Source organism: Variovorax paradoxus (assembly GCF_000834655.1).
In the GTDB taxonomy this organism is placed as follows: domain Bacteria; phylum Pseudomonadota; class Gammaproteobacteria; order Burkholderiales; family Burkholderiaceae_C; genus Variovorax; species Variovorax paradoxus_F.
Genome location: NZ_JXQQ01000020.1, coordinates 1 through 13,911, shown reverse-complemented (window position 1 = coordinate 13,911; position 13,911 = coordinate 1). Strand labels below are relative to the sequence as shown.

The 13,911-nt window shown below is 63.7% G+C and carries 16 protein-coding genes; 3 read left to right on the top strand and 13 right to left on the bottom strand.

What is annotated here, in order from left to right; all coding sequences use genetic code 11:
* The first annotated feature begins 106 nt into the window (after positions 1 to 106).
* Positions 107 to 514 (top strand): GlcG/HbpS family heme-binding protein, encoded by a 408-nt coding sequence (locus RT97_RS09295; protein ID WP_042578503.1) that lies wholly within the window; start codon positions 107 to 109, stop codon positions 512 to 514.
* A gap of 181 nt (positions 515 to 695) precedes the next feature.
* Here the strand turns inward: RT97_RS09295 and hemP are convergent, their stop codons facing one another.
* The 13 genes from hemP to bfr all read right to left on the bottom strand — a co-directional run bounded on the left by hemP (position 696) and on the right by bfr (position 11,765).
* Entirely contained in the window at positions 696 to 908 is a 213-nt protein-coding gene (hemP, locus tag RT97_RS09290) for a hemin uptake protein HemP (RefSeq protein ID WP_013540500.1), read from the bottom strand.
* A 97-nt stretch (positions 909 to 1,005) separates the two neighbouring features.
* Positions 1,006 to 1,419, bottom strand: a complete 414-nt coding sequence (locus RT97_RS09285; RefSeq protein WP_042578502.1) for an ExbD/TolR family protein — start codon at positions 1,417 to 1,419, stop codon at positions 1,006 to 1,008.
* A gap of 5 nt (positions 1,420 to 1,424) precedes the next feature.
* Complete coding sequence (locus tag RT97_RS09280) at positions 1,425 to 2,141, bottom strand: MotA/TolQ/ExbB proton channel family protein (protein WP_042578501.1); 717 nt, start codon at positions 2,139 to 2,141, stop codon at positions 1,425 to 1,427.
* A 12-nt stretch (positions 2,142 to 2,153) separates the two neighbouring features.
* Complete coding sequence (locus RT97_RS09275) at positions 2,154 to 2,873, bottom strand: energy transducer TonB (RefSeq protein ID WP_080898241.1); 720 nt, start codon at positions 2,871 to 2,873, stop codon at positions 2,154 to 2,156.
* A gap of 80 nt (positions 2,874 to 2,953) precedes the next feature.
* Positions 2,954 to 3,226 (bottom strand): (2Fe-2S)-binding protein, encoded by a 273-nt coding sequence (locus RT97_RS32450; protein ID WP_080898240.1) that lies wholly within the window; start codon positions 3,224 to 3,226, stop codon positions 2,954 to 2,956.
* Between the two features lie 115 nt (positions 3,227 to 3,341).
* On the bottom strand, positions 3,342 to 4,022 hold the full coding sequence (locus RT97_RS09270; protein WP_042578499.1) for a Fe2+-dependent dioxygenase: 681 nt from the start codon (positions 4,020 to 4,022) through the stop codon (positions 3,342 to 3,344).
* A gap of 87 nt (positions 4,023 to 4,109) precedes the next feature.
* The gene (locus tag RT97_RS09265; protein WP_042578498.1) at positions 4,110 to 6,488 is read right to left on the bottom strand and encodes a catecholate siderophore receptor Fiu; all 2,379 of its coding nucleotides are present in this window, start codon (positions 6,486 to 6,488) and stop codon (positions 4,110 to 4,112) included.
* Positions 6,489 to 6,723: 235 nt separating this feature from the next.
* Positions 6,724 to 8,082 carry a sulfite reductase subunit alpha gene (locus RT97_RS09260; protein WP_042578497.1) on the bottom strand — a complete coding sequence of 453 codons (1,359 nt, stop codon included), beginning with the start codon at positions 8,080 to 8,082 and terminating at the stop codon, positions 6,724 to 6,726.
* Entirely contained in the window at positions 8,079 to 9,083 is a 1,005-nt protein-coding gene (locus tag RT97_RS09255; RefSeq protein ID WP_042578496.1) for an FAD:protein FMN transferase, read from the bottom strand. The genes RT97_RS09260 and RT97_RS09255 overlap by 4 nt, the downstream gene beginning before the upstream one ends.
* 15 nt (positions 9,084 to 9,098) lie before the next feature.
* Positions 9,099 to 9,908 (bottom strand): DUF4198 domain-containing protein, encoded by an 810-nt coding sequence (locus tag RT97_RS09250; protein ID WP_042578495.1) that lies wholly within the window; start codon positions 9,906 to 9,908, stop codon positions 9,099 to 9,101.
* A 51-nt stretch (positions 9,909 to 9,959) separates the two neighbouring features.
* On the bottom strand, positions 9,960 to 10,460 hold the full coding sequence (locus RT97_RS09245) for a DUF2271 domain-containing protein (protein ID WP_172672182.1): 501 nt from the start codon (positions 10,458 to 10,460) through the stop codon (positions 9,960 to 9,962).
* 65 nt (positions 10,461 to 10,525) lie between these two features.
* Positions 10,526 to 11,170, bottom strand: a complete 645-nt coding sequence (locus RT97_RS09240) for a PepSY-associated TM helix domain-containing protein (protein WP_042578494.1) — start codon at positions 11,168 to 11,170, stop codon at positions 10,526 to 10,528.
* A gap of 118 nt (positions 11,171 to 11,288) precedes the next feature.
* Complete coding sequence (gene bfr, locus RT97_RS09235) at positions 11,289 to 11,765, bottom strand: bacterioferritin (protein ID WP_042578493.1); 477 nt, start codon at positions 11,763 to 11,765, stop codon at positions 11,289 to 11,291.
* Between the two features lie 251 nt (positions 11,766 to 12,016).
* Here bfr and ahpC point away from each other — a divergent pair, with 251 nt between their 5' ends.
* Together ahpC and ahpF are read left to right on the top strand one after the other, a co-directional pair.
* The gene (gene ahpC, locus RT97_RS09230) at positions 12,017 to 12,580 is read left to right on the top strand and encodes an alkyl hydroperoxide reductase subunit C (RefSeq protein ID WP_007830764.1); all 564 of its coding nucleotides are present in this window, start codon (positions 12,017 to 12,019) and stop codon (positions 12,578 to 12,580) included.
* 90 nt (positions 12,581 to 12,670) lie between these two features.
* Positions 12,671 to 13,911 (top strand): alkyl hydroperoxide reductase subunit F (gene ahpF / locus RT97_RS09225; RefSeq protein WP_042578492.1); only part of this gene is annotated, 1,241 nt, incomplete at its 3' end.

The following is a 13,911-nucleotide window of genomic DNA, read 5'->3' as shown; positions in this document are numbered from 1 at the left end:
GAGGGGTGCGTCTGAAAGACCGTATCGGGGTTGTTCTTAAGCGGCCCGGGCGTTTCGAGGCGGGCGGCCGTTATGCTGTCGGGTTTTTACGCAACCTGAGCTCAACATGAAGACCAAATCATTCCTCGAACTTGCCGACGTCAAGGCCATCGCCGCAGCGGCCGAGGCCGAGGCCTTGAAGAACAACTGGGCGGTGACCATCGCCATCTCGGACGACGCTGGCAACCTGCTCTGGCTGCAGCGCCTGGACGGCGCCGCGGCACTGTCTTCGCACATTGCCCCGGCCAAGGCGCACACGGCCGCGATGGGCCGGCGCGAGAGCAAGGTCTACGAAGACATCATCAACGGCGGCCGTACGGCGTTCCTGACGGCGCCTGCGGTCCATGGCCTGCTCGAAGGCGGCGTGCCGATCGTGAAGGACGGCCAGGTCATCGGCGCTGTCGGCGTGAGCGGCGTGAAGTCGAACGAAGACGCACAGATCGCCAAGGCGGGCATCGCGGCGATCGGCCTCTGAGTCTTTCTCGCCGCACAAAGCAAAACGCCGACTTCGAGGTCGGCGTTTTCTTTGGAGCGTTCAGCGTGAAAAAAAGCTTGGCTAGTCGGCGAACCGTTGGCTAGCAAAAAACGACCCTTCGGAGATGAATCTCCTTGAGTCGCCCCACGATGAAACTTGCGCGAAGGGCGGGCTGAGCGACTTATTTGGTCAGGATCAGCTTGCCGAGTTTGGTGGCTTGAAGCCGATAGAGCGAACCGTTGTGCATGATGCCCACGGTCTTGCTTCCCTTGAGAAGCTCCGTGCTTTCGACCATCGGCACCGGACGCGATGCCTGGATCGACGCATGACCGCCACCCGATTGGTCGAGCGAAGGATGGTTCAGAACAGTGAAGGCGTTCGGTGTGGCTGGCATTTGGAGTTCCCGTATCGGAGCGATGAGTGAATGATAATGATTCTCAACAAGAAGTCAATCGCGAAGATTGATTTTTTTCACACACTTCGAATTCAGATTACTTCGCGTCGGGTTCGGTGATGAAACCGATCTTGCGCACGCCAGCTTCCCGCGCTTCCGACATGGCCTTGGCCACGCGCTCATAGCGCACGGCCTTGTCGCCGCGGATATGCAACTCGGGCTGCGGCTCCTTGGCGGCTTCGGCAGCGAGGCGGCTGGGCAGCTCGCTGTCGTCGATCTTCTGTTCGTTCCAGTAATAGCTGCCGTCGGCCGTGACGCTGAACAGGATGTTCTGCGGCTTGGGCTGTTCGGGCTCGCTGCTGGCGCGGGGAAGGTCGATGTTGACCGCATGTTTCATCACCGGCACGGTGATGATGAAGATGATCAGGAGCACCAGCATGACGTCGACCAGCGGCGTCATGTTGATCTCGTTCATCACCTCATCGGGTTCGTCTTGTGTTCCGAAGGCCATGGTGCTCAGCCCTTCTTGAGTGGAACCACGATGGCGTCGCCGCTACCGCTTTGCACGCGGGCGCCGGTGACGAAGTAGGCATGCAGGTCGTGTGCGAAGCTGTTGAGCTTGGTTAGCACGAACTTGTTGCCGCGAACCAGTGCGTTGTAGCCGAGCACTGCGGGGATTGCCACCGCCAGGCCCAATGCCGTCATGATCAGCGCCTCGCCGATCGGGCCTGCCACCTTGTCGATGGTCGCCTGGCCGGCCGAGCCGATGCTCATCAGTGCGTGATAGATGCCCCAGACCGTGCCGAAAAGGCCGATGAAGGGGGCCGTGGAGCCCACCGACGCCAGGATGGCGAGGCCGGTTTGCAGGCGAGCGGTGAACGCGTCGATGCCATTGCGCAGCGCGCGCGTGATCCAGTCGCTCACGTCGAGCGCATCGTGCAGGTGGGCCTTGGTGTTGCGGTGGTGTGCCGCCGCTTCGCGGCCTTCGAGCGCCAGCGCGCGGAAGGGGTTGCTGTCGTCCTTGCCGAGCTTGTTCAAGGCGGTGGCGAAGTCTTCGCTGTGCCAGAAATCCTGCGAATGCTTTGCGAGGCGCTTGTACTTGATGACGTCGAGTGCCTTGACGACGATCACGATCCACGATGCGAGCGACATGCCGATCAAAAGCACCGCGACGGCTTTGGTGACGAAATCGCCCTGATTCCAGACGTTCATCAAGCCGAATTGGGAGTCCATAAAAGTGCCCTGTTACTGAGGTTGGTTAAAAACAATGGGTGCCGGCAGCATGAAGAGCGTGTCTTCGTTCGTGTCGGGATGCCGCGTGACGGTCACCGATGAGAGCAGCACGGCATCGCGCGCGGCCTTGTCGAGGCGCTCGTAGCCGCTAGATTTCAGGATTTCAGCTCTCCGAACGTTGCCGTTGCGATTGAAGTAGACCGCGATGGTGACCGTTCCATATTCGCCAAGCCGGCTGCTCAACGCAGGGTACTTGGGCGCGGGCTGGCGCAGCCACTGTGCCTGAGCCGCAGTGACCTCGACGACTTTGGGTGCCGCGGGCGGTGACGGCGGCGGCGAAGGTGGTGCCGGCGGCGCGGGCTCGGGTGCCGGTGGGGCTGGCGGCGGCGGGGGCTCGGTAGTTCCTACCGGGGCAGAAGGTGCCGGAGTCGGCTTGGGCTCGCGAATCGCCTGTGGACGGGGAGGTGGCGGCGCCTTGGTCACTTTGGGCGGGGGGGGCGGCGGTGGCGGCGGGTCGACCTTGGGCTTGGGCGGCTCGACGAACTGGCTCATGATTTCGACCGGAATCACCACTTCGGCGGCCCGCCTCAGAAGGCCGCTTTGCAGCGCCCAGAGCGCGGCCGCGTGAAACAGGATGACGCCGCTCGCAATGACGACATTGCGCGAGAGGCCAAAAACCGAGGGGGGAGGGGCAAAGCGGTCAGACACGATCAACCATTCGAGTGCGGGCACACCGAAACGTGCCCCGATTGCAGCAAAACCGCTACGACGTTACTTGCGAAAAATCCACCAGACCGAGCCTGCAACCAGGATCAGGCTGCCGCCGAGTGCCGAGACGAGTTCCATGCCTTGCTTTCCGTGATGGAGCTGGCAAGCTGGATCGCCCTCGAACCCGATTCGCGATTCAGCGCGGCGACAGGGTGCGAGGCGCTGCATTGCGCGACGATATCGCGCGCACAACCTTCACATTGGCCACACTGGGTGGCTACGCCAAGCTCGAATTGCACTTCGTCGAAGGTCATGCCGGCTCGCACATGACGTGCGATTTCACGGTCGGAGACTCGGCGGCAGACGCAAACGATCATGGCTGTGAAAGCGGCAGTTGGCTGGCTGTTGGTTGATCGATTATAAATAAGAATCCGTCGCATTTGCAATAACTATGGTGTTACTGGGCATTGCGACGGGGCCGCGAGGTAAACGCTAGACCTCCGACCAGAGCCGCAAAAGGTTGTGATAGTGGCCCGTGAGCGCCACCGTCTCTTCGCATTCGCCGAGCCGCGCGCGCAATTTCTGGATGTTCTGGTCGAGTTCGAACAGCATGCTGCGTTGCTGGTCGTTGCGCACCATGCTTTGAAGCCAGAAGAAGGAGCAGACCCGCGCCCCGCGCGTTACGGGGTGAACGCGATGCAGGCTGCTTGCGGGATAAAGAATGAGATCGCCCGCCGGCAGCTTGACCTCGTGCGACCCGTAGGTGTCGATCACTTCGAGCTCCCCGCCGTCGTAGTCCTCCGGATCGCACAGGAACAGCGTGCAGGACAGGTCCGTGCGCAGTTGCTGGCCGCTTCCTGGCAGCGCACGGACCGCACCGTCGACGTGAACGCCATAGTGCTCGCCGCCTTCATAGCGGTTGAAGAGCGGCGGCACGAACCGCAAGGGCAGCGCCGCCGAAAAGAATAGCGAATGACGCGCGAGCGCTGCAAGCACCGTGCTGGCGAGTTCTCGGCCAACGGACGATGACTCCGGTAGTTGCCGGTTGCGCTTGACCTGCGCGCCCTGTTCGCCAACGGTTTCGCGGCCATCGATCCAGTTCGTGGCGTTCAGGGCCGCGCGCATTTCGCGCACTTGGTCGGCGTTCAGGACGTCGGGCACATGCAGCATCATTTTTCAGGCACTCCGCAAAGAGAAAAGCCCCGGCACAGGGCCGGGGCTCGAGTTTCGCACCGTGCCGGGCGAACCCGGCAGCAAGCATCAGAACGCGAAGTTCGCGGTGATCTTCGCCGAGCGGGGCGTACCCGGCGTGTAGCGGTAGCCGCTCTTGTTGATGGCTGCCGCGTACTGCTTGTCGAACAGGTTGGAGACGTTCAACTGGATGTCGACGTTCTTGTTGATGCGGTAGGACGCCATGGCGTCGAACACCCAGTAGGCGTCGATGTAGGCTGGCGTACCCACCGCGCCGTCCGTGCCGCGGTGCAGCTTGCCGTTGTAGCGCGCGCCGCCGCCGATCGTCAGGCCGAAGGGGAACTGGTAGGTGGTCCAGGCCGTGAAGGCGTTCTTCGGGGTGTAGACCAGCACGTTGGTGCCGTCGGCGGTGACGTTGGGACCGCTCTGGACCTTGGTGTCCATCGTCGTGAAACCGGCGGTCACGCCCCAGCGCTCGGTGATGCTGCCCGCGAGACCCAGCTCGATGCCCTGGACGCGCTTCTTGCCGCTCTGGTAGTAGAGCGACGTGTTGGTGGGGTCCTGCACCACTTCATTGGTCACGTCGGTGCGATAGATCGCGCCGGTCAGCGACAGCTTGTCGTTCATCACGTCCCACTTCGTGCCGATTTCGAAGGTCTTGGCCTTCTGTGGCAGGAAGTCGGTGCGCGCGGCGCTGTTGCCCGAGCCGGCAGCCGACAGCGAGAAGTTCGCGCCGCCCGGAGGTTGGGCCGAGGTGCCGTAGGCCGCATAGATGCTGCCGTTCTTCACTGGCTTGTAGACCACGCCGATCTTGCCGGTGAACAGGTTGTCCGAGAGCTTGAGCGACGAAGGCACGAGCGTGCCGACCGGCAGGCCCGGGTTGGTGGTCGCGGTCGACAGCGTCGAGCTCTGGAACGATGTGTTGTAGTGGTCGAAGCGCAGGCCGCCCGTGATCTGCCATTGCTCGTTGAGCTTGACGGTGTCGAAGGCATAGAGGCCGACGGTGTTGGTCACGCCCTTGCTGTCGGCGCCGCTCTGGATGCGGCTGTAGCCGTTGACATACGGGTTCGGCGCGTACAGGTTGGCAGCGGGCCATGCGCCGTTCTGCACGGCCCGGCCGTTGAACGTCGCGCCGGGGGAGAAGTACCCCAGATTCGTCTGTTCTTCGCGGATCAATTCAACGCCTGCGCTGAGCGAGTGACTCACGCTGCCGGTGTCGAACTTGGCGGTCACGTTCGTCTGGTTGACGAAGATCGTGTTTTCCTGGTTCTTGTTGGTCGGCGAATTGCGTGTGACCGACCAGGTGGAGGGCAGGCCGGGGATTGGCGTATCGAGGAATGCCGTGCCGGCAGCCGGCCGCGCACCGGAGGCCGTGAGGCCGCCGAGCATGAACGACGTCAGCATGTAGTCCTGCTTCGTCTTGCCGTAACGGGTGGTGTTGCGCAGCGTGACGTCGGGCGTGAAATCGTGCTCGACGCGCGCGGTGAACATGTCCGCCGTCACCTTGTTGAAGTCGTAGGCCGTGCCGTAGAAGTTCTTCGGATCGACCGGCGCGGCGAAGTTCAGGAAGTTGCGGCGGCGGGCACCGAGTGCCGTCGGATCGGGGTTCGAATAGCTGGGCAGGCCGATGGTCGGCACGCCGCCGTCGGGGACGTTGTCCTGGTCGACGTGCAGGTAGTCGAAGTAGAAGCGCGTAGGCGAATTCAGGCCGAGCGCGATCGACGGTGCGATGGCCGTGTGCTTGTTCTTGACGAAGTCGCGGCCGGCAACGCCCGAGTCTTCCACCACGGCGTTCAGGCGGAATGCGGCGCCGATGCCGTTGGCGCTGCTGAGCGACTTGTTCCAGTCGATGCTGCCGCGCTTGTAGTCGGCGCTGCCGAAACCGATCGAGCCCAAGAAGCTGTCTTCCAGCTTCGGCTTCTTGGTGACCAGGTTGATGTAGCCGGTGGGCGAGGTGCGGCCGACGTCGGTACCCGACGGGCCCTTGACGACTTCGACCTGCTCGATGTTGAACACGTCGCGCGAGACGGAACCGAGGTCGCGAATGCCGTCCACGAAGATGCTGCTCGAGCTGTCGAAACCGCGCATGAAGACGGCGTCGCCGGTGTTCGTGTTGCCGTTCTCCCCGAGGAAGAAGGTGCCCACGCCCGGCGTGTTGCGCAGCGCTTCGGTCAGCGTCGTCGCGCCCTGTTCACGGATGACCTGTTCCTTGATCACCTGGACGGTTTGCGGCGTGTTCAGCAGCGGCGCGGTGAACTTGGGATTGGCCGAGGTGTCGGCCTTGTAGTCGGTTGCGGGGGTGTCCTGCACGCGAATCTCGGGCAGCGAGCCGCCGGCTTGGGCGAACGCGGCGGGGGCCGCAATGGCCATCAGCGTGGCCGCAGCAGCGCCAGAGAGGTGTGGAACGGCGCGCGCGACGACGTGTTTGCGGCTTTTGATGTAGGCCATGTAGTTATCTCCGAAAAGAGCAGCAGGGAGAACTCGACTGGCGATGTCCGGGGCTCTTGCGGAGAACGCAGGCGGGACTGGCTGGGTGAGTTGATTTGCAGTGAATGCAAAGCGGTGCGAATGATAGTGTTTCGCAATAACTTTTGAATCAACGACGCCGCGTTTAATTTGAAAGTTCGCAGTTTTGTTGCTCCCGAGCAACTGCGAAACGGGCTTGGCGCCTTCGACGACAGCCTCAGTAGACATCGCGGCGACAGCGTCCCTCGGACACCATGTCGCTCCAGAGCGGCTCGCCCGCAACCTGTCGCAGTGCCGCATCCACCCCCGCGGCCATGCCCTGGAGACTCCCGCACACATACACGGCCGCGCCGTTGCGCAGCCACGCACGCAGCGCATCCGCCGATTGCAGCAAGCGATGTTGCACGTAGAGGCGCTCGGGCTGATCGCGCGAAAACACCATGTCCAGCCGCTGCAGCACCCCGCTGGCTTGCCAGGCTTCGATCTCCTCGCGACACAGGAAATCGTGAGCCGCCTGGCGTTCGCCGAACACCAGCCAGTTGTCGTGCTCGCCCGCCGCCGCACGGGCGCGCAGATGGGCGCGCAGGCCCGCCAGCCCGGTGCCGTTGCCGATGAGGATCAGCGGCCGGCTCTCGTTGCCGTCGAGGCGGAAGGTGCGATGCGGCCGAAGACGCAGTGCGACCGTGTCGCCGAGCGTGAGCGTCGATGTGAGCAGGCCCGACGCCGTGCCTAGGGTGCCATCCGGATGCTGCTCCTGTCGCACCAGCAATTGCAGTTCGCCATCGGTATGCAGCGAAGCGATCGAATAGTCGCGCGGCCGCGCGGGATCGCTTGCGACGGCGATCTGCGCCAGGTCGCCGGAAGCCCACTGGGGCATCGCGCCTGAATGCGGCACCAGACCGAGTTGGAAGACTGGCGCGCCGGCGCTGCCGGCATTGAGCAGCTCACGCCTCGCAAGCCGCCATGGCGCGAAGGCATCGGCCGGATCTTCATGATCGATGGCAGCTTCGCCCCATCGTGACTGCCAGGCAGCCAGCGCGACTGGATCGCTGTTGTCGACCTCGATGCATTCGAAGTCGCGCTTGGCGCCCGCCGCATGCAGCCATGCATCGAGCGTGCGGCCGAAGCCGCAGAAATTCTTGTATTGGCGGTCGCCCAATGCCAGCACGGCATAGCGAAGCGAAGAGAGGGTGAGGGGCGAATCCATCACGCGTTCGGCGAACACGCTGGCGCCGTCGGGTGCATCGCCCTCGCCGTACGTGCTTGCCACGAAGAGCGCGCGGCTCGCGGAACCGAGCGTGACGGCGTCGAGGGCGTTGAGCTCCATCACGCGCACCGGGGTGCCTGCCGCACGCAGTTGCCGCGCGGTCTGCCAGGCGATGGTCTCCGCCTGGCCGGTCTGGCTGGCGAACACCACGAGGGTGGGCGCCGTGTCGCCGTCGGCCGAGAGCGACGCTGCCTCGCGGACCGCCGCGGTGCGCAGCCGCCGCTGGCGCGCATAGACGGCAAGGCAGAGCGCCGCGTAGGCCGCCGTCGTGGCGCCCGCACCCAGGGCGCGCAGCATCGCCTCGCTCATGCGCCGGCCTGCGCGAGCCAGGCGCGCGTGGCTCGCGGCGCCGACGACGTGTCGTCGTGGCTGACAAACAGGGCCGCGACCTCGTGCCGCTCTGCGAAGGCCAGGCCATCGTCCGGTCCGAGCACGGTCAGCACGGTGGCCAGCGCGTCGGCCTGCATGCATTGCGCATGAAGCACCGTGACGCTCGCCAGCGCATGCGCGACCGGTTCGCCGTTGCGCGGATCGATGGTGTGCGACCAGCGGCGCCCCTCATGCTCGCGGCGATGCCAGCGGTCGCCCGATGTGGCGATCGCCATGTCCGCCAATGCAATGCGCTGAGCGACCGGCGCTTCGCCGTCGATGAGCACCTGCCACGGTTGGCCGTCGGGGCGGTGACCGGAGCCGCGCAGCTCTCCACCGATTTCGAACAGCAGGTCGGTGAGGCCGAGCCCGTGCAAGGCTTCGACCCCCTGATCGACTGCGAAGCCCTTGGCAATGCCTGAGAGGTCGAGCACGATGCCTCCCGGCTGCAGCAGGGTGGCGCTTGCTTCGTCGAACTGCAGCCGCTCCCAGCCGATGCGCGCACGCACGGCGGCAACGACCTCGGCTGCGGGCAGGCTGCTCGGATTCGCATCAGGGCCGAACCCCCAGCAAGCGACCAGCGGACCGACCGTCGGATCGATCGCGCCTTCGCTTGCGTGCGCCCAATGCGAGGCACAGGCCATCACGTCGGCGAACTCCTTGGGCAGCACATGACGCGAGCCCGCGGACGCGCGGTTGAACCGGCTGATGTCCGAGGCCGGTTCCCAGTGGCTCATCTGTGCGATCACCCGTGCAAGCGCGGTCTCCACCGCCTCGCGCGCCTGCTCCAGCGCAAGCATCCGCGGGTTGTCGAAGCGCAGCGACCAGGTCGTGCCCATCGTCTGCCCGCCCAGTTGCTGCAATGTGGCGGGGTCTGCGCGGCGCGGGACGGCCGCGTTGGCGTAGCCGCCCGCGCGCCAGGTGCTGAAGGAAATTCCCAAGGGAGCGCGCGGGCGTCAGGGCATCACTTCGAGGGTTGCCGCATAGCTCAGGCGGCGTTCCTTGGCTTGCGGCACGGTGGTCTTGGTGTCCTTGGTGCTGGCGTCGAGCCAGTACATGCCGGCGGTCGGCCAGGTCACGCTGAACTGGCCCTTGTCGTCGGTCTTGAGCTTGATTTCCTCGAGCTTGTCGCGGTACTGCGTGTTGCCTGCGGTCACGGTCACTTCGAGGTTCTTCGCGGGCTGGCCGTCGAGGTTCAGCGTGAAGCTGGCTTTCTCGCCCTTGACCAGGTCGGTCGGGCTGCCGGAAACGATCAGCTCCAGACCCTGGCCGATCGGCTTGAGCGACGAGGGCTTGCCGACCGTCACGAAGGTCTCGATGCGGCCGGACGACTGGGAGATCGTCACATCCTGCGCGTCGGCCGGCACTTCCTTGGCGATCGTCTCGGCCGTGCCGCGTGCACGCTTGTTCTGGCCCGTGGCCTTGTCCTTCCAGCTCGCGAAGGCGCCCGCATTGACCACGGCGATGCGGTAGGTGCCCGGTTGCGCAACGCTCACGTCGAACACGTTGCGCGACTTGAGCTTGGCTTCGCTCTCGGGCTTGACGGTGTTGCCATCGGGCGCGGTGATCTGCAGGCCCTCGAGCCGCAGCGGCGCGTGGTTCGCGACGAACAGGTCGTTGGACACGGCGGCATCGACGCTCACGGTGTCGGCCTTGGAGAACACGGTGGAAGAGGGGAGCAGCCAGGCGTTGTGCGCCATGGAAACGGAAGCGATGGCCGACAGGGCGATGGCGAGGCCGGTGGCGCGCAGGGTGGAACGGGTCATGGGAGGTCCTTGATGGATGAAGCTTGCGAAGAAGGGGAGGTTCGTCGTCGATCAGGGCTTGAGATCGAGCTTGATCTCGCCGAGCTCTTCCTTGCCGGTCGCGGTCGGCTGCGTTGCAGCGGTCGGCGGCCACTGGAACGGGATGCTTACGACCTCGCGGCCGCCGACTTCCCGAGCGGCTTCGACCACCAGCTTGTAGGCGCCGGGTACGAGCTTGGGCATTGGCGCCGTGCCTTCGTTGAAGCTCAGCTGGTGCTTGCCGGCGGGCTTGGTGGCACCGGTCACGCCATCGACGGGCACCGCGAGTTCGCGGCCGCCGCGGCGCCACCACTGGCGCATGTCCTTGAGCCACTTCGTGCCTTCGCCTTCGGGATTGTTCGTCTTGGTGCGCACGTCGTACCAGACGGCCAGCGTGCCCGCGACCGTGTTGTCGGCGCGCTCGATCCACGTTGCCACGTAGGGGCGGTGGTATTCGGAGGCGTTCAACCGCGGAATCTCGATGTTGACGGCCAGGCTCGCCGCGAAGGCCGGGGTGGCGAGCAGCGCCGACATGGCGATCGGCGCGAGTGAATAGCGAACGTGCACGGAGAACCTCTTTTCCTGAATCAATCGGTCAATCAATGAATGAACAACAACGCGAGCAGCACCGGCACGACCAGCCCCATGCCCACCATCGGCCAGGTGAACGGCCGGTTGCCCGCGTGCATCTTGAGAATGAACAGCCCGGTGATCGAGAAGACCAGCGCGGCGCCCGCGAAGATGTCGATGAACCAGCTCCAGGCGGCGCCGGTGTTGCGGCCCTTGTGCAGGTCGTTGAAGTACGAGAGCCAGCCGCGATCGGTGCGCTCGTATTCGATCTCGCCGTCGGCCAGGCTCAGGCGCAGCCAGGCGTCGCCGCCGGGGCGGGGGAGCGAGAGGTAGATTTCGTCTTCCGACCATTCGGCCTCGCGGCCTGCGGTAGCGACATCCCAGGTCTTCTGGACCCAGCCCTGCAGTTCGGACGGAAGTGGCGCCTTGCCTTTTTGCGCCTTGGCGGCAGCCAGTTGTTGTTCGATTCGGGCACGCAGGGCTTCGTCGAGCGTGCCGTTCAACTTCGTGATGGCCGGCTTGGCCTCGATCTGTCCCGCGTGGTTGAGGGTGAAGCCCGTGACGCTGAACAGGATCATGCCAATGAGGCATATCGCCGAGCTGACCCAATGCCATTCGTGCAGGGTCTTGAGCCAGTAGGCACGGCGGCGGTTGTCGGGGCGGGCAGCAGTCATCGAAGGCGCGGATTCTATCCGTCCAGATGAGAATGACTGCTATTTGACAGTGGTTAAGTTACGTAAAGCAATAAAAAACGGGACCGAAGTCCCGCTGATTGAAGTCGAAAGCTCGCGCTTATTCGAGTTCGCCCATTTGCGATTGCAGGTAGTTCTGCAGCCCGACGCGGTCGACCAGATCGATCTGGGTCTCGAGGAAGTCGATGTGCTCTTCCGTGTCGTCCAGGATCTCCTGCAGGAGGTCGCGCGAGACATAGTCGCGCACCGATTCGCAATGCGCGATGCCATCCTTGATGGTGGCCTGTGCGCCGGTTTCTGCGCCGAGGTCGCAACGCAGAAGCTCTGGCACGTCTTCACCGATGTTCAGCTTGCCGAGGTCCTGCAGATTGGGCAGGCCGTCGAGCATGAAGATGCGGTCCATGAGCTTGTCGGCGTGCTTCATCTCGCCGATCGATTCCTCGTATTCCTTCTTGGCCAGCTTGTCCAGACCCCAATGCTTGAGCATGCGGTAGTGCAGGAAGTACTGGTTGATTGCGGTGAGCTCGTTCTTGAGCTGCGCCTGCAGATGTTCGATGACCTTGGGGTCGCCCTTCATGATTTTTTCCTTGTTCTGAAAGCGTGATTGTCAGAGGGGCAGATGCGGGCTTGCAAGCAATCCCATGCTGCGCCGGTCTGCATGCGTGTGATGGTGATACACGTTCGTATTGAGGTGCGCGAAAACCGATCGCAACATCATCGCAAACATAGCAAGCTCCAATACTTTTAATAGCTCATGACTATTGATAATATGGGATTGGTAGCTATACTCATGGTTCGCCTTTTTCATCAGCCACCAAGGAATCACCAATGTCCCTGATCAACACCCAAGTCCAGCCCTTCAAGACCCAGGCCTACCTCAACGGCAAGTTCATCGACGTGTCCGACGAGACGCTCAAGGGCAAATGGTCCGTGCTGATCTTCATGCCGGCGGCCTTCACCTTCAACTGCCCGACCGAAGTCGAAGACGCTGCCGACAACTACCCCGAATTCCAGAAGCTGGGTGCCGAGGTCTATATCGTCACCACCGACACGCACTTCTCGCACAAGGTCTGGCACGACACGTCGCCGGCCGTTGGCAAGGCCAAGTTCCCCCTGGTTGGCGACCCGACCCACACCCTGACCAACGCTTTCGGCGTGCATATTCCTGAAGAAGGCCTGGCACTGCGCGGCACCTTCGTGATCAACCCCGAGGGCATCATCAAGACCGCCGAAGTTCACTCCAACGAAATCGCCCGCGACGTCAAGGAAACCCTGCGCAAGCTCAAGGCAGCCGTCTACACCGCCGCACACCCGAACGAAGTCTGCCCGGCCAAGTGGAATGAAGGCGACAAGACCATCGCCCCGTCGTTCGACCTCGTCGGCAAGATCTAAGCGCTCCCGTGCGAAAGCCCGGGTGCTCATAAGGCCCCGGGCTTTTTTGTCCCCAGTTGATAGTTTTCAGTTATCGAAAGTGAGTCCGTCATGCTCGACGCCAGCACCAAAGCCCAATTGAAGAGTTACCTCGAACGCGCCACGCAACCGATCGAAATCGTTGCCTCGCTCGACGACAGCAAGGCCTCGGGCGAGATGTTGTCGCTGCTGAAGGACGTCGCCGAGTCTTCGCCGCTGGTCAAGCTGACCGAGAGCCGCGACGACAGCCACCGCAAGCCTTCTTTCTCGGTCAACCGCCCGAGCGAGAACCACGGCCCGCGTTTCGCCGGCCTGCCGATGGGCCACGAATTCACCTCGCTGATCCTTGCCTTGCTGCAGATCGGCGGCTACCCGCCCAAGGTCGAACAAGCCGTGCTCGACCAGATCAAGGCGCTCGACGGCGACTTCGAGTTCGAGATCTACGTTTCGCTCACCTGCCACAACTGCCCCGACGTCGTCCAGGCGCTGAACCTGATGGCGATCCAGAACCCGCGCATCCGCACCACGATGATCGAAGGTGGCACCTTCCAGGACGAAGTGAAGGAACGCCAGATCATGGCTGTGCCGACCGTCTTCCTGAACGGCACCGAATTCGGCCAGGGCCGCATGAGCCTGGAAGAAATCCTCGCCAAGATCGACACCAGCGGCGTCGAGCGCGAAGCAAAGAAGATCGACGCCAAGGACCCGTTCGACGTGCTGATCGTCGGCGGTGGCCCGGCCGGCGCCGCAGCCGCCGTGTATGCGGCTCGCAAGGGCATTCGCACCGGCGTGGCGTCGGAGCGTTTCGGCGGCCAGGTGCTCGACACGCTGGGCATCGAGAACTTCATCTCGATCAAGGAAACCGAGGGCCCGAAGTTCGCCCATGCGCTCGAGGAGCACGTGCGCGACTACGACGTCGACATCATGAATCTGCAGCGCGCCAAGGCCCTGGTGCCCGGCAAGGACCTGATCGAGGTGCAGCTCGAAAGCGGCGCTGCGCTCAAGAGCAAGTCGATCATCATCTCGACCGGCGCGCGCTGGCGCAACATCAATGTGCCCGGCGAGCACGAGTTCAAGAACAAGGGCGTGGCCTACTGCCCGCATTGCGACGGCCCGCTGTTCAAGGGCAAGCGCGTCGCGGTCATCGGCGGCGGCAACTCGGGCGTCGAAGCGGCGATCGACCTGGCCGGCATCGTGGGCCACGTCACGCTGATCGAGTTCGACACTGCCCTTCGCGCCGATGCGGTGCTGCAGCGCAAGCTCAAGAGCCTGGCGAACGTCGACGTTTTCACCAATGCGCAGACCACCGAGAT

Bases quoted from the DNA above. Each gene is read 5' to 3' on its own strand.
- RT97_RS09260 (WP_042578497.1), bottom strand. From the start codon at position 8,082: ATGAGCGAGGCGATGCTGCGCGCCCTGGGTGCGGGCGCCACGACGGCG.
- RT97_RS09250 (WP_042578495.1), bottom strand. From the start codon at position 9,908: ATGACCCGTTCCACCCTGCGCGCCACCGGCCTCGCCATCGCCCTGTCG.
- RT97_RS09280 (WP_042578501.1), bottom strand. From the start codon at position 2,141: ATGGACTCCCAATTCGGCTTGATGAACGTCTGGAATCAGGGCGATTTC.
- RT97_RS09245 (WP_172672182.1), bottom strand. From the start codon at position 10,460: ATGTCGGCGCTGCTCGCCACCCCGGCCTTCGCGGCGAGCCTGGCCGTC.
- ahpC (WP_007830764.1), top strand. From the start codon at position 12,017: ATGTCCCTGATCAACACCCAAGTCCAGCCCTTCAAGACCCAGGCCTAC.
- hemP (WP_013540500.1), bottom strand. From the start codon at position 908: ATGCCAGCCACACCGAACGCCTTCACTGTTCTGAACCATCCTTCGCTC.
- bfr (WP_042578493.1), bottom strand. From the start codon at position 11,765: ATGAAGGGCGACCCCAAGGTCATCGAACATCTGCAGGCGCAGCTCAAG.
- RT97_RS32450 (WP_080898240.1), bottom strand. From the start codon at position 3,226: ATGATCGTTTGCGTCTGCCGCCGAGTCTCCGACCGTGAAATCGCACGT.
- RT97_RS09240 (WP_042578494.1), bottom strand. From the start codon at position 11,170: ATGACTGCTGCCCGCCCCGACAACCGCCGCCGTGCCTACTGGCTCAAG.
- RT97_RS09295 (WP_042578503.1), top strand. From the start codon at position 107: ATGAAGACCAAATCATTCCTCGAACTTGCCGACGTCAAGGCCATCGCC.
- RT97_RS09270 (WP_042578499.1), bottom strand. From the start codon at position 4,022: ATGATGCTGCATGTGCCCGACGTCCTGAACGCCGACCAAGTGCGCGAA.
- RT97_RS09265 (WP_042578498.1), bottom strand. From the start codon at position 6,488: ATGGCCTACATCAAAAGCCGCAAACACGTCGTCGCGCGCGCCGTTCCA.
- RT97_RS09285 (WP_042578502.1), bottom strand. From the start codon at position 1,419: ATGGCCTTCGGAACACAAGACGAACCCGATGAGGTGATGAACGAGATC.